The sequence below is a fragment of the Halomonas piscis genome (assembly GCF_031886125.1).
Taxonomy (GTDB): domain Bacteria; phylum Pseudomonadota; class Gammaproteobacteria; order Pseudomonadales; family Halomonadaceae; genus Vreelandella; species Vreelandella piscis.
Window position 1 is genome coordinate 982,593 of record NZ_CP119391.1, and the last position, 15,671, is coordinate 998,263.

The following is a 15,671-nucleotide window of genomic DNA, read 5'->3' on the forward strand; positions in this document are numbered from 1 at the left end:
CCTTTCTGCTAGATATTTTTTGCTGTAAAATCGCCGACTTATAGATTGTTTTATTCAGGCGGGCAGCCTAGGCCTGCTTTATGGAGTGACCATGGAAAACGCTTCGGCGGAGCAGACGAAGGCCAGCAAGCGCAATTTGTTGATGTTTGTGCTTCCCTCATTGCTGGGCGTTTTTCTGTTCATGACGCCGGTGAGCTATCAAGGCGAGCTCACCATCATGATAGCGGTGCTGGCAAAAAGCCTGCAGGCTGCCTTGTCGGGGGCACTGCCCAGCATTGTGACCGCCTTGATCTGTGTCTCGGCGGTGATGTCGCTGCTGGTGACCGTGTTCAAGCCAAGGTCGATCGTCAGCTATCCGTTTTTGAACACCTTGTTCAATACGTCGCCGGTGTGGCTGATCAGCCGACTGGTGGGCGCGGCGTTTGTGGTGATGGTTTACGCCCGCCTGGGGCCGGAGATTCTGTATGGCAGCGATACCGGCGGGCTGGTGCTGAACGATCTGCTGCCCGTGCTGTTTGCGGTGTTTGTGTTTGCCGGTTTGCTGCTGCCGCTACTGCTCGATTTTGGCCTGCTGGAGTTTATTGGCACCTTGCTGACCGGCATCATGCGCCCGATTTTTCGCCTGCCCGGCCGCTCCGCCGTGGACTGCATGGCTTCCTGGCTGGGTGACGGCAGCGTGGGCATTCTGCTCACCAGCAAGCAGTATGAAACCAATCATTACACCCATCGCGAGGCGGCGGTCATTGGTACCACGTTTTCCGCGGTGTCGATCACCTTTAGCCTGGTGGTGTTGGCCCAGGTAAAACTGGAACACCTGTTTCTGCCGTTCTATTTTACGGTATGCCTGGCCGGGGTGGTGGCCGCCATCGTCGTACCGCGCCTGCCGCCGCTAAGCTGGAAAAAAGACACCTTTATCAACGGTGAAACCCGTTCACCCGAAAGCGAAGCCACGCCTGCGGGCTATTCGCCGCTAAGCCACGGCTATGCGCTGGCTCTGGCTCGGGCCAGCCGGATTGACAGCCTCGGTCTGGTGGTCCGCACCGGCATTCACAACGCGCTGGATATGGTGCTGGGGGTGTTACCCGTGGTGATGGCGTTTGGCACCCTGGCACTGGTGATCGCCGAGACCACGCCGCTGTTTCACTGGCTGGGCTTGCCGTTCGTGCCGCTGCTCGAATGGTTGCGCATCCCCGAAGCCGCCGCCGCCTCCGAGACCATGGTGGTCGGCTTTGCCGACATGTTTATTCCGGCTATTTTGGCAAGCGCCATCGAAAACGACATGACGCGCTTTGTGATTGCCGCCCTGTCTGTCACTCAGCTGATTTATATGTCGGAAGTGGGTGCCCTGCTGCTTGGCAGCAAGGTCCCGGTCAACGTGATCGAGCTGTTTGTGATCTTCCTGCAGCGCACCCTGGTGACCTTGCCGGTTATAGCCCTGGTGGCACACGGGGTGTTTTAAGCGGCCTTGCGGCTGGCGTTAAGCCGCTGGCGATTCCAGCGGCTTTTGCTGGCGCGCGATGGGCGTAGAAGCGTTCCGTTCCCGCCATCAGACGACTGCCCCGCCCAGCACGTTTTTCACGTGCTCGAGCGCTACCTCGTGGCCGGGCTGGTTGAAGCTGGCCACGCCCTTTTCGTGCACGACGATGTCAAAGCCCTTGTTGTAGGCGTCTATCGCCGTGTGGAGGATGCAGATATCGGTGCACACGCCCACCAGGTGCAGCTCGGTGATGCCGCGCTCGCGCAGCTTGGTCTCCAGCGGGGTGCCGACAAAGGCGCTGTAGCGGGTCTTGTCAGAGTTGTGCACGTGGGGCTTGTCGCGATGCTTCTCGTACGCCTCGGCCAGCTTGCCGTAGAGTTCGCGTCCCGGAGTGCCCATGATGTTGTGCGGCGGGAAGAGCCTGGCTTCCGGGTGGTAGGGATCGTCCGCGAGATGGGCGTCGATGGCGAAGAAGACGTCGTCGCCGGCTTCGATGAAGGCCTCGGTAAGATCGACGATGTCGTCCTCCAGCGCCTGGCCCGGGGCGCCGCAGGAGAGTTTGCCGTCTTCGGCGACAAAGTCGTGGGTGTAGTCGATGTTCAGCAGGGCTTTCTTGCTCATCTTCTACCATAGCGAAGTCGTTCGCGGGCAGAAAGCCGCGCCAAACGCAGCGTCCGCTTTTTCGCCGGAGCCGAGAGGAGGAAATGCCATGCCTATTCCTGCGACCATGCAGGCCGCTTTTATACGCGAAACGGGCGGCACTGATCGCATCGAAATCGGCGAGCTGCCGGTGCCGCCGCTCGGGCCGACCGACGTGCTGGTACGCATGGAAGCCAGCGAAGTCAATCACGTGGATCTGTTCGTGCGCTCGGGGGCGTTTCCCACCCATACGCCGTTTCCCTTTGTCATCGGCCGTGACCTGGTGGGCACCGTGGTCGAAGCGGGATCCGGCGTGGCGGCGTTTGCGGCTAACGACAGGGTGTGGTGCAACAGCCTGGGCCACGACGGCCGCCAGGGCGCGTTTGCCGAGTATGCCGTGGTGAGCGCGGAGCGGCTGTATCCGCTGCCGCCGGGCGTGGCGCCGCTGGAAGCGGCGGCGGTGCTGCACGGGGCAGCGACGGCGCATATCGGCCTTACGCGCGAAGCGAGGCTTGCCGCCGGAGAAACGCTGCTGGTGGAAGGCGCCGGCGGCGGCGTGGGAAGTGCGGTGGTGCAGATGGCCGCGGCCAGGGGCGCGCGGGTGATCGCCACCGCCTCCGCCGAGGATGCGGACTGGTGTCGCCGCTGCGGCGCCGAAGCCGTGTTCGACTATCATCGCGACGACCTTTACCGGCAGGTGCAAGACGCTGCCCCCGAAGGGGTCAACGTCTGGTGGGACTGCAGCGGTCGCCATGACTTTGCTCACTGCCTGCCGCTGATGGCGCCGGGCGGCCGCGCGGTGGTCATGGCCGGGCTGCAGGGAGCGGCACCGGCGCTGCCGGTGGGGGCCATGTACACGCGCGAGATAACGCTGCACGGCTTTGCCCTCAGCAATGCCGGCGTGAGCGATCTGGCTCAGGCCGCCAGAGCGATCAATCGTCTGCTTGCCGCCGGGCGGCTCAAGGGCCGCATCGGCGCGACCTACCCGCTTGCCCAGGCGGCCGCGGCGCACGAGGCCATGGCCGCCGGCGCAGTGCGCGGGCGAATCGCGGTGCGCTCTCCGTGAAGGCAGCGTGCATAAACCCGGGCAAAAGCGGTGAAAACCCGCCATGCGCCTTCAAGTGCGGGGCGGACGTGGTTATGCTCCGACCAGACCGCCGACTGTATACAGCGGCCATAGACAATCTGAGGCATTTACCCGGAGGTTGAGGTAATGAGCAAGTCCATTGTTGTGGGGTCGACGCTCGCCGTATTGGGCCTGGGCGGCCTGGCGTTTGGCGCCTGGCAGATGCAGGATCAGGCCCAGGGGCCGGCGTACGCCGACATCGTCAACGTCCAGGAGATTACCCGTACCGTCGAGACGCCTCGGGAGGTGTGCGAAGACGTGCAGAAGCAGGTGCCCGTCAAGCAGCCGCCGCAGCAAGCCCAAAGCAGCGACCCCAACAAGCTGCTGGGCTCGGCGGCCGGCGCGGTTGTCGGCGGCCTGCTGGGTAACCAGGTAGGCGGCGGCACGGGCAAGAAACTGGCCACCGCGGCCGGCGCCATCGGCGGAGGCCTGGCCGGGCGAGAAGTTCAGGAGCGGGTGGAAAACCGCCAGCGCGCCCAGGCCGGTGCCGGCCAGCCGCAGACGCGCACGGTGACCCGCGAAGAATGCCGCACCGTGGTGGATACCCACCAGGAGTCCGAAGGCTACAAGGTGTCCTGGCGCGACGACAGCGGCACCCATACCACGCGCCTGGAAGAAAGGCCCGAGGGCGACCAGGTAGAGCTCGAGGAAGGCTCGCCCAACTGGCAGAAGACCCGCACTGCCCGGCAGGAAGCCTAGCCCTGACGGCTCACCCAAGTAGTAGCACTACCACCCCGTACGTCGCCACCCCCGCCGCCACCGGCCAGCCCAGCGAGCGCACCCGCCGCCACACGGCCAGGGTCACCAACACTCCGAGCCCCGTGGCCAGCCAGGAGCCGGTATCGGGGTGGCGCGGCACCAGCGAGACGCCGAGCACGGCCGCGATCATCAGCGGGCCCAGAATGCTGAGCCACTGGGGGAGCGCTTCGGCGCCTTCCGAATCATCCAGCCGGCTGAGCCGCCGGCGCATCCACAACAGCGGCAGCAGCCGCAGCAGCAGGGTGCCCAGCGCCGAGGCCAGAACGGCAAGCCAGAGGGCGCTACTCATGGCGGCCTCGCGACAAGCCGGGGCCGTGCTTGACCAGATAGAAGCACAGGGCGCCGCAGAGGGCGGCAAAGGGAATGCCCGGGTTGGTCAGCCCCGCCAGGGCGCTGGCCAGGGCCACACCGATGCTGACGCTCAGCGCCAGCCCCCAGCGCCAGGAAGTGAAGCGCGGCGCCACCAGCACGATAAAGAGCGACGGCAGGGCAAAGGGCAGCACCTCGCCGAGCAGCGGCCAGCGCGACATCAGCCAGCCGCCGGAGAAGGCGCCGAGCGCGGTGCCGCCAACCCACCCGGCCCAGGCGAACAGCGAGACCCCGGCGAACCAGCCCAGACGCTGGTCCACCGGCAGCTGGGGCAGGCGCTGGTGCGCCAGGGCAAAAACCTGATCGGTGAGGCCGTGAATCAGCCACGGCCAGCCGCGGCTCGCCGTCATCCAGGGCGCCAGGTTGGGCGCATAGACCAGGTGGCGGACGTTGATCAGCAGCGTCATGATGATCACCAGCCACAGCGGAGCGCCGCCGGCGACCATCCCCACGAACAGAAACTGCGAGGCGCCGGCGTAGAATAGCGTCGAGATGACAATCGCCTCCCAGGGGGCGAACTCCGCCTGGACCGCAATCAGGCCGAATGAGACGGCAACCGGCACGTAGCCGCCCATCAGGGGAAAGGTCTCGCGTATTCCCGTGAGCGCCGGGCGGGAAGGGGTAGCTTGCAGGGCCAAGAAGCGTCTCCTTGCGCGGCGTGAAACGTCACGCCAGTTTGCCCGAAGCGCCGTCGAAGGGCCAACCTTGGGGTTCGGCAATGAGTGAGGGGAGAGGATGACACGCAAGCGCACGACGCCGCTGAGCGATGGCCATGTGAGTCCCGGCAGCTGTTCGGCCGAGCTGCGCGCGCAGATACTGGGCAATGCGCCGTACTTCCGGGGCTTGCCGACGCCGGCTCGGGAGGCCGTTAACCGTCTTTTCCGCAGCGTCGACTATCCCGCCGGCAAAATGATTTACCACGAAGGCGAGCCCGCCGAGACGCTCTTCCTGGTCGCTCATGGCAAGGTCAAGCTGCTTCAGCACAGTCGCTCCGGCGATGAGGTCGTGCTCGACCTGCTGAGCCAGGGCGACCCCTTCGGCGGGCTGACGGTGCTCGGCCGGCGCCGCTACCCGCAGAGCGCGGTGGCGCAGACGGCGTGCTGCGTGCTTCTGATCACGCTTTCGGACTTCCGCAGTCTGCTGCATTGCTACCCGGCGGTGGCGCTGAGCGCGCTCGACGGCGTGGCGCAGGATCTCGAAGCGGCCCAGGATACCATCCGCTCGCTCAGCACCCTGGCGGTAGAGGCGCGGATCGCCCAGGCACTGCTTGACCTGGCCGAGCGGCTGGGCGAGGCCGACGAGGCCGGCATGCTCATTCAGTCGCCGCTGTCCCAGCAGGACCTGGCCGCCATGGTGGCCACCACCGCGGCGACCGTAAGCCGAGTGATTTCCGACCTGCGGCGCCGCGGCTACGTGGAGACCGGTCGCCAGTGGATACGCCTGCGCGACCGCGAAGGCCTCGCTCGCCTGGTCGAAGAGAGCGAGCCGGGGCGCTGACGTTGCCAGGCGCCCGGATTGCCCGATAAATCGGCCTCCCACAGGGACAGCGCGCTCCTTTTTGCCCTTGTTCTGCCAATCGCTGGAGCAACTTGTTCCGGCGCATGTTGTGTTCCCTCCCTGTCGCGCATCCTGTCTGTGACACGCACAGAGACAGGAGACAAGCGATGAAAACCCTGCTGAGAAGCGACGACCTCAACTGCCCGTCCTGCATCCCCAAGATCGAAAAGGCGCTTGGCCGGCTCGGCGGCGTCACCCACGCCCGGGTGCATTTTGCCACCGGGCGGATCGAGGTCGAGCACGACCCCGAGAGGGTCAAGGCCGAGCGCCTGGCATCAGCGGTGCGCGACGTTGGCTACGAGGCGCGCGTCAGCGCATTTTGAACTGTCCGGGTTGGAGGTAAGCCATCATGACTATCAGACGTTTTTTATCCCGCTGGCGCTCTCCCGCTCGTCGGCGCGGCGCGGTGGCGCTGGTCGCCGGGGCGGCCGGTCTGGGCGGCGTCGCCGGCCATTTTCTCGGCGGCCCGGCCTGGCTCACCGATGCGCTGTGGCTCTTTGCCGCCGCCGTCGCGGGAACCGAGGTCGCCCTGCGGGCGTTTTCCGCGCTGAGGGCGGGCAGCATCAGCATCGAGCTGCTGGTCACCGTTGCTGCCGTAGACATCATGGATTGACCTGCCCCACCTCAACGTCGTGGGTTATGTTGAGGTAGGGCAACAACACAGAGCCACTATTGAGGGAGGCAGGTCATGAAACAGTCTAACGCAACTCAGCCAGCTATTGTCGAGCGCACTGTTGCCCAGCGGGTTAGTGCTGCCAGCAACGTCCACGCCGCTTATATTGGCCTGGACGTGCACAAGGCGAGTATCTCCGTGGCAATCGCCGAGGCCGGACGCCAAGCTCCCGAGTTCCGCGGCGAAATTCCGAACGAGCCTCAGGCCATCGATAAGCTGGTTCGTCAGTTGAGTCAGCGTTTCGATGGGCAGCCGCTGTTATTCAGCTACGAAGCTGGCCCCTGTGGCTACGGGGTCTATCACCAGATTCAGGCCAGCGGCCATGATTGCGAGGTCGTTGCCCCGACGCTGATTCCTCAGCGCGCAGGGGATCGCATCAAGACCGACCGTCGCGATGCCAAGATGCTGGCTCGCCTGTCGCGCTCAGGAGAGCTGACACCGGTCTGGGTGCCAACGCCGGAACAGGAGGCGATTCGCGATCTGACGCGTGCCCGGGAAGACATGAAAGCCGCTGAGCTCCGCGCCCGACAGCGACTCAACGCCTTCTTGTTGCGGCACAGCAAGATCTACCCCGGCAAGAGCAAGTGGATACCGGCACACTTCCGCTGGCTGGAGACGGTGCGCTTCGACACCCCGGTTCAGCAGGTTGTGTTGCAGGAGTACGTCGACAACGTGAAAGATGCCCAGCGCCGTGTGGCGGGTCTCGAAAAACAGATGAGAGCGGTGTTACCAAACTGGTCACTGGCTCCGGTGGTCGAGGCCGTTCAGGCGATGCGGGGCGTGAGCCTGATCACGGCGATGACGGTGCTGGCCGAGCTGGGTGACATCAGTCGCTTCGACTCGCCCCGCCAGCTGATGGCCTACCTGGGCCTGGTGCCCAGCGAGCACTCGAGCGGGGGCAGTCGGCGCCAGGGCGGCATCACCAAGACCGGCAACGGCCATGTGCGACGAGTGCTGGTGGAGGCGGCCTGGAGCTACCGGTTCCCGGCCCGCAAGACGCGCATTATTGAGCAGCGCGCCGAGAAGACCTCGCCAACGGTGCAGGCGATCGCCTGGGAGGCACAGAAGCGACTGTGCGGGCGCTACCGCCGCCTGGCTGCCACGGGCAAGGCCAAGCAGCAAGTCACCACGGCGGTGGCGCGAGAAATGGCCGGCTTCCTGTGGGCGATTGCCTGCGAAGCGATGGGCAAACCGCACGGCAGCCGGGCCACCGCATGATGATCGCGCCTCAGTGCCTACGATTCAGGGAGCGTCGGGCCGGTGGGAGAACCCCTGACGCTCCTATGAGGCCCCCGCCCTGCGGGGCGGGGTGACCCTCGCTCGTAGACCAGGGTAGCTCCGCGACGAAGTGATGACAGGTCGGTAACCAACCCACGAATACCAGAGAGATCCACCGTCGCTGATAGCCCCTCGCTTCCTGATCCGTAGGCATTGAGGACAATCACACGTAGCAGAGTCAACCGACCCCTTGACGGGTCAATCCATACCAGGGGCGCTGTTCATCGGCGAGTACTGGGAATCCGCGGCGGTTACCTTCCTGTTCGTGCTGGGCGGCTATCTGGAGGCGCGGACTCTGGCCAGGACCCGTTCGGCGCTCAAGGACCTGCTGGCGCTGGCGCCCGTTGAGGTGGTCGTGCGTCGGGAGGGCGACGAGGTGACGGTGGCACCCCACGAGGTCGAGCCCGGCGAGACGGTCATCGTGCGGCCGGGCGGGCGCATCGGCGTCGACGGCAGTATTCTCGGCGGCCGCGCCGCCATCGACGAAAGTGCCATCACCGGCGAGCCCATCCCCGCCGAGAAGCAGGAGGCAGACAGCGTTTTTGCCGGCACCGTGAGCCACGACGGCTATCTCGAGATCCGCGCCGAAGGCGTCGGCGCCGACACCACGCTTGCGCGCATCATCCAGCGCGTGGAAGAGGCCCAGGAAGCCAAGGCGCCGACCCAGCGGTTTATCGAGCGCTTCGCCGCCTGGTACACGCCGGCCATTATCGTCATGGCCCTGGGCGCCTACGCGCTCACCCGGGATGCCCCGCTGGCCCTGACGCTGCTGGTGATCGCCTGCCCCGGGGCGCTGGTGATTTCCACGCCGATCTCGGTGATCGCCGGCATCGGCCGCTCGGCCCGCGGCGGTATTCTGATCAAGGGCGGCGAGTACCTGGAAACCGCCGGGCGCATCCGCGCCGTGGCCTTCGACAAGACCGGGACGCTTACCCAGGGGCGCCCCGAGGTCATGACGGTCACGCCGCTTGCCGGTATCCCGGCGCTTTCCGCGGCTGAAAATACGCAGCCGCGCCAGCGGCTGCTGCACTGGGCGGCGCTGGCCGAGAGCGGCTCGGAGCACCCGCTCGGCCGGGCGGTGGAGCGGGCGCTGCCGGCGGACTACGCGGGCCCGCGTGCCGACGATTTCGAGACCGCGGCGGGCGGCGGCATCAGCGCCCGCTGGCGGGGTCGGCGGGTCGAGATCGGCCGCCCGGACTGGCTCGGGGAGCGGGTCGACGAATGGCCCGACGCGGCGGCCGCGGCGCTTGAGGACATCCGCGAGCGCGGCGAAACCGTTGCCGCGGTGGCCGTGGACGGCGCGCTGGTCGGCCTGCTGGGCTTTGCCGACCGCATTCGTCCCGAAGCGGTGGAAGCGCTGAAGGCCCTGCGCGCGACCGGCGTCAAGCGCCTGGTGATGCTGACCGGCGATCACGCCGCCAGCGCCCGGCGCATTGCCCGGGAGCTGGGCATCGAGGAGGTGCAGGCCGGGCTCTTGCCCGAGCAGAAGCTTGAAGCTATCGAGACGCTTCAGCGCGAAAGCGGTACTACCGCCATGGTCGGCGACGGCATCAACGACGCCCCGGCGCTGGCTACCGCGGATATCGGCATCGCCATGGGCGCGGCGGGTACCGATGTCGCCATCGAGAGCGCCGACGTGGCGCTGATGGCCGACGATCTGGGCAAGATCGCCGAAGCGGTGGGCATGGCCAGGGCGACCCTGAACAACATCCGCCAGAACGTGGTGATTGCGCTGCTGACCGTGGCGGGGCTGCTCGCCGGCGTCTTCGCCAACGAGGTGCACATGGCCGGCGGCATGTTTATCCACCAGGTCTCGGTGCTGGTGGTGGTGGTCAACGGCATGCGGCTGATGCGCGCCCGCCCACTTCGCCAGCGTTCGGCGTTAGCCGCCGGAAGGCTGGCGCCGGCTGCCTAGCCGTTCGCGCCCTGTATCGCTGAGACGGGAAGGCCTCGCTGCGGCGAGGCCTGTGTCGTTCAGGGCGCCGGATCTCTCGGCTGGGGCAGTTTTCGCCCGGGCGCGGGTTTCCTCGTCGGCGGTGGCGCAGACCAGCCGGCCGTTGGCAAACTCCAGAATGTACTGCTCGAGCAGGGCGTTCTCGCTTGCCCGCAGCAGCAGCGTCAGCCGGCTGCCGCTGAGCTTGGCCGTTTTTACCCGGGCTTTTCGGCCGTTGCGCCAGGCGCTGGCAGTCACGTGCTGGTATTTCTGCTCGAGCGTGACGCGATACCGTCCGCCGTCCGGGGTCGGCCACTCCCAGGTGCCGGCAACCCGGGCGGGGACTATCCACAGGTAGACGATGGCGCCGCTGAAGGTGCGCCGCTCGTCTGCCTGCCAGTCGCCCATGTTGAAGGCGTGGGAGACGATCCGCGTGCCCGGGGCAAGCTCGCTGAGCAGCCGGGGGCGCAGCTCCACGTTGATTGAGTCGAGCAGATAGAGGGTGACGACGGTGGCTTCGCTGATGTCCGCGCTGAAAATATCGTCCTCGACAAAGTCGACCATGTATTCGACGCCCGCGGAGCCCGCGTACTCCATGGCATCGGCCACGCGCAGCGGGTCAAGCTCGATCCCCACGGCGCGGGCATCGCGCTGCATGGCGGCGGCCACGACGATGCGGCCGTCGCCGGAGCCCAGGTCGTAGAGCACGTCCCGGCGGCCGACGTCGGCCAGACTCAGCATTTCGTCGACGACTTTCTCGTCCGTGGGCACGTAGGGCACATTTAAAAGCAGGTCCGGCTCAACCGAATAGTGATCAAGATCGCTGACTAAATCGCTGAACAATGGCGTTTCCTATGTCGTTATTGGCTTATGTTTCCTCCGTGCCGGGGCAAAACAAGAGGTCGTTGGCTGCCGGGCGGTCGCGCGCCCGGGCGGGGCTCAGAGCGCCGGGTCCTCCACGTACCGGTTTCTGCCCGCCCCGAGCCCGGCAAGGGTCAGCAGCGCATAGACGCCGATCATGGTGATGATGGGCCCGGTCCAGGCGCCGGTGAGGTCGTACAGAAAGCCGATCAGCAGCGGGCCGCTGGCGGCCAGCACATAGCCCACCGACTGGGCCATGCCCGAAAGCTTGGCTGCCAGCACGGCGTTTCGCGTGCGCATGCCGAGAAAGGCCAGCGACAGGCTGATCGACGACCCCGAGGCGAGCCCCAAAATGGTGATCCAGAAGAGGACAAGCGGCAGCGGGCCGCCGAACAGCAGCCCGGCAAAGCCGACGATGCCGCCGCTGCCGATAAGGGCAATAATGCCCAGCTGATGGGGGAATTTCTCGGCGAGTATCGGGGCAAAAAAGGTGCCCGGCAGGCTGATGAACTGAATATAGGAGAGCATCCAGCCCGAGGCGGCTCTCGAAAAACCGAAGTCGTGCATCATCTCCGGCAGCCAGGAGACGAGCACGTAGAAAACGAACGACTGCAGGCCCATGAACAAGGTCACCTGCCAGGCCAGGGGCGACTTCCACAGGCTGACGGGCGGCGGCGGCTGCACCGCCGGCGCCGCAGCGCTGCCGTGGCGTTCGGTACGATCGACGATCACCCATACGGCGACGCCCACAAGCGCCATCAGCCCCCAGGCGAGCAGGGAAAAGCTCCAGCCAAGCCCGCCGAGGCTGGCCAGGGGGACGGAAAGGCCGGCGGCGGTGGCGGCCAGGATGGCCATGGCCGTGGAGTAGAGGCTGGTCGTCCGGCCCACGCGATGGGGCAGCTTGTCCTTGATGAAGGCCGGCAGCAGCACGTTCATCACGGCAATGCCGACGCCGATCACGGCCGTGCCGACAAACAGCGTGGCCGTCCACGGCATGGAGCGCACGGCGATGCCGCCGGCAAGCAGCATAAGGCCGGCAAGGATGCTGCGCGCGTTGCCCAGCCGGCCGCCGATGGCCGGGGCCAGAGGCGACATGACGGCAAACGCGACCAGGGGCAGGCCGGTGAGGATGCCGGCGCTCCAGTTGGCCAGGCCCAGGTGGTCGCGGATGGTGCCGAGCAGCGGCCCCACCGACGTAATGGCCGGGCGCAGGTTAAAGCCGACGAGAATGATGGCCAGCATGACCAGCGCCTGCTGCCGGGACTGCCCCGCCTGTGCCGTCATCGTGATGCCTCCCTGCCGGGTGCCCAAGCGGGCCGAGATATCGGTCGCGGACTCAGCCCAGCAGGGCCTGATAGCGCTCGAACGCTTCCCGGCTCTCGGGGTGGGGGAGGTGAACCACGTCGATGCCCTGATGGCCAAAGTTGCCCTGCATCTGCCGGTACAGCGACTCGGTGGAAAAACCGTAGGGGCCGCCCAGGTCGTCGTCTGCGGCGAACACAATGCGCGCCACGCCGGCCTGGATCATCGCCGCCATGCACATGGCGCAAGGTTTGCCGCTGGCGTACATGGTCGTGCCCGTATGGCTCGCCTGGCGCTGGGCCTTGCCCGCATGGCGCAGCGCCTGGATTTCGGCGTGGGCGGTCAGGTCGTGGTCGATGTGGGCATCGTTGACCCCTTCGGCGACGATCTCGGTCCCCCGGGTCAGAACGGCGCCGAACGGCTCGCCGCCCTTGTCCGCGTTGGTCAGCGCCAGGGTGACGGCCTGATGGATCATTTGCTCATCAAAGCGTGACGTTTCCGAGGTCATCAGCTATTCCTTTTTCTTGAAATACCAACTTTTATTATACGTTAGGGTAATAAAACAGGGCGGGGCTGGCAAACGACCCCGCTCGAGTCAACATATCGATAACAACAGGGTGATAACGATGGCGACCTATCCGGCAGATAAAAACCGCGTTCTCAATAACCACTACAGCAGCAGCGCAAATTTTTATGAAAGCGATCTGATGCTGCAGGATTTTTTAAGGCGCAAGCTCTCCGCTGAAGCCTACGAGTCGGTTGAAGGCAGGCTTGAGCAAATGGGGGAGACGGCAGCCCGGGAAATGGATGCCTTGTCCCTGAAAGCGGATCGTCAGAGTCCCCGGCTTCATAAACGCGACGCCTGGGGGGAAGCTGTCGATCACATCGAGTTTCATCCCGCCTACCATCGGCTGATGGAAATCGCCGCGGAAAGCGGCATGTTCACGGTGAAGTGGAGCCCGGCGTGGAGGCAGCGCTACCCCGATGAGCGCCATCTGCTGAGCTTTGGCATCAGCTCCCTGTACGGCCTGGCGGAAACGGGGGTCTATTGCCCGCTGTGCATGACCGACGGCGCGGCGGTGCTCATCGACCGGTTCTGTGACGAAGCGGATAAAGCGCGCCTGCTGCCCGCTGTTTACGCCTCCTCTCTTGAGGAGATGAAAACGGGCGCCATGTACCTGACCGAAAAGGCGGGCGGCTCCGACGTCGGCGCGACGCTGGCGGTCGCCGAGCATTGGGAGGGCAAAACCTATGCGCTGACCGGGGAAAAATGGTTTTGCAGCAACGCCGACGGCGATATTGCCTTTGTTCTGGCGCGCACTCACTCTGATGATACCCGCCCTGACAAAACCAGCCCTGATAACAGGCGAACGGCAGGGCTTTCGATTTTCCTGGTGGAAAAAGCGCTTCCCGATGGCAAAAGAAATCCGATGGATATCATCCGGCTGAAAGACAAGCTGGGCGTGCGCTCCATGGCCAGCGCAGAAATCATGCTGCAAAAAACCCGGGGGACGCTGGTCGGCGAAGAAGGCCAGGGCTTTAAAATCATGACGGCCATGATCAATCTTTCCCGGGTGTATAACTCGATGGCCGCTCATTCGGCGTCCAAGCGCGCCTTGATGGAGGCCTATCAGTTTTTGCGGGGCCGCGACACCTTTGGCCGTAACGCCCTGGATCATCCGCTTGTTCGCAAAAAGCTCGAGGAGCTGGGCGCCTTGAATACCGCCTGCTTTTATCTGGTGTGGCGGGCCGTCGAAGCGCTGGACAGCGAGGACGAAAAGGAAAGCAGCCTGCTTCGGTTGCTGACGCCCATGGCCAAGAAGTGGTCGGCGGAAATCGGCGTTTACCTGACGCGCGAAGCCATGGAGCTAACGGGCGGTATCGGCTATATCGAAGATCACATCATGCCCAGGCTGATGCGCGACGTGATGGTGCTGCCCATCTGGGAGGGGGCCGGCAATATCATGCTGCTCGATATGCTCCGCGCCTCGGGCAAGTCGGAGGGGCTCGCCGTGATGCTGGAACACATTGCGCGCTCCGTCTCCGATCCGGTGCACGGCAGCTGGGTAAAAAGGGAAAGCGAGGCGCTGAGGGCGTATTCGAAAGAGCTTTTCGCGATGGAGAGCGAGGCCATGCAGTATAACGCCCCCGCCTTTTTCAATCGGCTTACCCGCCTGTTTCAAATGAGCGTGATGATCGAGGCGCGTGACGGCGCCAATGAGCGTTGGATCGATCCGGCGCTTCGGGTGCTGCGCCGTCAAGGCGAAGGCGAAACCCTGGCCCCTGAAGCGGTGCCTTCCAGGGAGGTGATAGAAGACATGTTAGCCTGGAAGGCGTGATTGATACGATAAAGTAATAACGCCGCGGGCGGGAAAGCGGCCACCGTGCGGTTGCCGACCCCGCAGAGCGGCGCGACAAGAGGAGGGCAGAGAGGAGGACGGAATGACACAGACAAACGTCAGACCCTTTTCGGGAAAGGCAGTGATCGATACCGAGGCGCTGCCGATCAAGCTGTGGCTCGACGAAAGCGAGCTGGGGCAGGGGGCGCTGGATCAGGCCCGGGATCTGGCCAATCTGCCCTATGCCTTTCGCCATATTGCCATCATGCCCGACAGCCACCAGGGCTACGGCATGCCCATTGGCGGAGTGCTGGCCACCCGGGACGCCATTGTACCCAACGCCGTGGGCGTGGATATCGGCTGCGGCATGGGCTCGCTGCGCACGGACCTTGACGATATCGGCACGGCGGACCTGAAAGCGATCATGAAGCAGATCCGCAAAACGGTTCCCGTGGGGTCGGCGCACCACAAAACGCCCCAGGATGAAGCCTGGATGCCCGAGCGCAAGGGCGAGCTGCCCGTGGTGGAGGCGCAGTACGACAGGGCGCTTTACCAGCTGGGCACTCTGGGCGGCGGCAACCACTTCATCGAGGTGCAGAAAGGCTCGGATGGCCATGTCTGGATCATGGTGCATTCCGGTTCGCGAAACCTGGGCTTCACCGTGGCGAGCCACTACCACGAGGTGGCCAAAAGCCTGAACGAGGCGGATGGCGACCCGCTGCCGCCGGACCTGTCGCACCTGCCGAAAACGTCCGAATTCTTCGCCCTCTATCGGGACGAAATGAACTACTGCCTCGAGTTTGCCCTGGCCAACCGGCAGCTGATGATGGAGCGCGTCAAACAGGCGTTTGTCGAGGTGATGGGCGACATCGACTTCTCGCACTTTATCAACAAGCCCCATAACTTCGCCGCCGAGGAAGCGCATTTCGGCGAGCGGGTGATGGTCCACCGCAAGGGCGCGACCCGGGCCCGGGCCGGCGAGTGGGGCATGATCCCCGGCTCCCAGGGCACGCGCTCCTTTCTGGTCACGGGCAAGGGCGAGGCCTTTTCCTTCCACTCCTGCTCCCACGGCGCCGGGCGGGTGATGAGCCGTGCCCGGGCGCGCAAGACGCTGGACTTCAAGGCCGAAGCGAAGCGGCTCAAGGAGCAGGGGGTGCTTCACGCCCTGCGCGGGCGCAAGGATCTGGACGAGGCGCCGGGCTCGTACAAGGACATCGATACGGTGATGCGCAACCAGAAAGACCTTGTCGATGTTCAGGTCGAGCTTGCGCCGCTGGCCGTGGTCAAGGGCTGAGGCCAAAGGCTGGGCCAGAGGTACGGCTAAAGTCGATAGGCGAACGGCCAAACCGATAGTTGAC

The 15,671-nt window shown here is 65.1% G+C and carries 16 protein-coding genes; 10 read left to right on the top strand and 6 right to left on the bottom strand.

Going from position 1 to position 15,671, the window contains the following annotated elements:
• Positions 1-91: 91 nt before the first annotated feature.
• Positions 92-1,459 (top strand): YjiH family protein, encoded by a 1,368-nt coding sequence (locus tag P1P91_RS04660; RefSeq protein WP_311884860.1) that lies wholly within the window; start codon positions 92-94, stop codon positions 1,457-1,459.
• Positions 1,460-1,546: 87 nt separating this feature from the next.
• Here the strand turns inward: P1P91_RS04660 and P1P91_RS04665 are convergent, their stop codons facing one another.
• Positions 1,547-2,098 (bottom strand): cysteine hydrolase family protein, encoded by a 552-nt coding sequence (locus P1P91_RS04665; protein WP_311884862.1) that lies wholly within the window; start codon positions 2,096-2,098, stop codon positions 1,547-1,549.
• Positions 2,099-2,186: 88 nt separating this feature from the next.
• Between P1P91_RS04665 and P1P91_RS04670 the strand changes: the two genes are divergently transcribed.
• Complete coding sequence (locus tag P1P91_RS04670; RefSeq protein ID WP_311884864.1) at positions 2,187-3,182, top strand: NADPH:quinone reductase; 996 nt, start codon at positions 2,187-2,189, stop codon at positions 3,180-3,182.
• Positions 3,183-3,329: 147 nt separating this feature from the next.
• Positions 3,330-3,941, top strand: a complete 612-nt coding sequence (locus P1P91_RS04675; protein ID WP_311884866.1) for a glycine zipper 2TM domain-containing protein — start codon at positions 3,330-3,332, stop codon at positions 3,939-3,941.
• A gap of 10 nt (positions 3,942-3,951) precedes the next feature.
• Here P1P91_RS04675 and P1P91_RS04680 read toward each other — a convergent pair whose 3' ends face one another.
• Both P1P91_RS04680 and P1P91_RS04685 read right to left on the bottom strand, forming a co-directional pair.
• Positions 3,952-4,290, bottom strand: coding sequence for an AzlD domain-containing protein (locus P1P91_RS04680; RefSeq protein WP_311884867.1), 339 nt, complete (start codon positions 4,288-4,290; stop codon positions 3,952-3,954).
• Positions 4,283-5,008, bottom strand: a complete 726-nt coding sequence (locus P1P91_RS04685) for an AzlC family ABC transporter permease (protein ID WP_311884868.1) — start codon at positions 5,006-5,008, stop codon at positions 4,283-4,285. Before P1P91_RS04685 ends, P1P91_RS04680 begins: the two co-directional genes overlap by 8 nt.
• A gap of 97 nt (positions 5,009-5,105) precedes the next feature.
• On the opposite strand from P1P91_RS04685, the gene P1P91_RS04690 reads away from it, so the two are divergent.
• From P1P91_RS04690 to P1P91_RS04710, 5 genes are all read left to right on the top strand, one after another.
• On the top strand, positions 5,106-5,867 hold the full coding sequence (locus tag P1P91_RS04690) for a Crp/Fnr family transcriptional regulator (RefSeq protein ID WP_311884870.1): 762 nt from the start codon (positions 5,106-5,108) through the stop codon (positions 5,865-5,867).
• A gap of 167 nt (positions 5,868-6,034) precedes the next feature.
• Positions 6,035-6,250: a heavy-metal-associated domain-containing protein gene (locus P1P91_RS04695; protein ID WP_311884872.1), complete on the top strand. Its 216-nt coding sequence runs from the start codon at positions 6,035-6,037 to the stop codon at positions 6,248-6,250.
• 26 nt (positions 6,251-6,276) lie between these two features.
• A complete protein-coding gene (locus P1P91_RS04700) occupies positions 6,277-6,540 on the top strand; it encodes a hypothetical protein (protein WP_311884873.1) in 264 nt (87 codons plus the stop codon).
• Positions 6,541-6,615: 75 nt separating this feature from the next.
• Positions 6,616-7,818: an IS110 family RNA-guided transposase gene (locus P1P91_RS04705; protein WP_311883720.1), complete on the top strand. Its 1,203-nt coding sequence runs from the start codon at positions 6,616-6,618 to the stop codon at positions 7,816-7,818.
• 250 nt (positions 7,819-8,068) lie between these two features.
• Positions 8,069-9,793 (top strand): heavy metal translocating P-type ATPase, encoded by a 1,725-nt coding sequence (locus tag P1P91_RS04710; protein ID WP_311884874.1) that lies wholly within the window; start codon positions 8,069-8,071, stop codon positions 9,791-9,793.
• Here P1P91_RS04710 and P1P91_RS04715 read toward each other — a convergent pair.
• From P1P91_RS04715 to P1P91_RS04725, 3 genes are all read right to left on the bottom strand, one after another.
• A complete protein-coding gene (locus P1P91_RS04715) occupies positions 9,761-10,654 on the bottom strand; it encodes a class I SAM-dependent methyltransferase (RefSeq protein WP_311884875.1) in 894 nt (297 codons plus the stop codon). The two genes, P1P91_RS04710 and P1P91_RS04715, sit on opposite strands and share 33 nt — an antisense overlap.
• Before the next feature lie 96 nt (positions 10,655-10,750).
• Positions 10,751-11,956, bottom strand: a complete 1,206-nt coding sequence (locus P1P91_RS04720; RefSeq protein WP_311884877.1) for a CynX/NimT family MFS transporter — start codon at positions 11,954-11,956, stop codon at positions 10,751-10,753.
• Positions 11,957-12,008: 52 nt separating this feature from the next.
• A complete protein-coding gene (locus P1P91_RS04725; protein ID WP_311884879.1) occupies positions 12,009-12,482 on the bottom strand; it encodes a nucleoside deaminase in 474 nt (157 codons plus the stop codon).
• Positions 12,483-12,600: 118 nt separating this feature from the next.
• Between P1P91_RS04725 and P1P91_RS04730 the strand changes: the two genes are divergently transcribed.
• Positions 12,601-14,313 (top strand): acyl-CoA dehydrogenase family protein, encoded by a 1,713-nt coding sequence (locus tag P1P91_RS04730; RefSeq protein ID WP_311884881.1) that lies wholly within the window; start codon positions 12,601-12,603, stop codon positions 14,311-14,313.
• A 103-nt stretch (positions 14,314-14,416) separates the two neighbouring features.
• Positions 14,417-15,607 carry an RtcB family protein gene (locus P1P91_RS04735; protein ID WP_311884884.1) on the top strand — a complete coding sequence of 397 codons (1,191 nt, stop codon included), beginning with the start codon at positions 14,417-14,419 and terminating at the stop codon, positions 15,605-15,607.
• The last annotated feature ends 64 nt before the right edge of the window (positions 15,608-15,671 follow it).

Bases quoted from the DNA above. Each gene is read 5' to 3' on its own strand.
- P1P91_RS04660 (WP_311884860.1), top strand. From the start codon at position 92: ATGGAAAACGCTTCGGCGGAGCAGACGAAGGCCAGCAAGCGCAATTTG.
- P1P91_RS04665 (WP_311884862.1), bottom strand. From the start codon at position 2,098: ATGAGCAAGAAAGCCCTGCTGAACATCGACTACACCCACGACTTTGTC.
- P1P91_RS04670 (WP_311884864.1), top strand. From the start codon at position 2,187: ATGCCTATTCCTGCGACCATGCAGGCCGCTTTTATACGCGAAACGGGC.
- P1P91_RS04675 (WP_311884866.1), top strand. From the start codon at position 3,330: ATGAGCAAGTCCATTGTTGTGGGGTCGACGCTCGCCGTATTGGGCCTG.
- P1P91_RS04680 (WP_311884867.1), bottom strand. From the start codon at position 4,290: ATGAGTAGCGCCCTCTGGCTTGCCGTTCTGGCCTCGGCGCTGGGCACC.
- P1P91_RS04690 (WP_311884870.1), top strand. From the start codon at position 5,106: ATGACACGCAAGCGCACGACGCCGCTGAGCGATGGCCATGTGAGTCCC.
- P1P91_RS04695 (WP_311884872.1), top strand. From the start codon at position 6,035: ATGAAAACCCTGCTGAGAAGCGACGACCTCAACTGCCCGTCCTGCATC.
- P1P91_RS04700 (WP_311884873.1), top strand. From the start codon at position 6,277: ATGACTATCAGACGTTTTTTATCCCGCTGGCGCTCTCCCGCTCGTCGG.
- P1P91_RS04705 (WP_311883720.1), top strand. From the start codon at position 6,616: ATGAAACAGTCTAACGCAACTCAGCCAGCTATTGTCGAGCGCACTGTT.
- P1P91_RS04720 (WP_311884877.1), bottom strand. From the start codon at position 11,956: ATGACGGCACAGGCGGGGCAGTCCCGGCAGCAGGCGCTGGTCATGCTG.
- P1P91_RS04725 (WP_311884879.1), bottom strand. From the start codon at position 12,482: ATGACCTCGGAAACGTCACGCTTTGATGAGCAAATGATCCATCAGGCC.
- P1P91_RS04730 (WP_311884881.1), top strand. From the start codon at position 12,601: ATGGCGACCTATCCGGCAGATAAAAACCGCGTTCTCAATAACCACTAC.
- P1P91_RS04735 (WP_311884884.1), top strand. From the start codon at position 14,417: ATGACACAGACAAACGTCAGACCCTTTTCGGGAAAGGCAGTGATCGAT.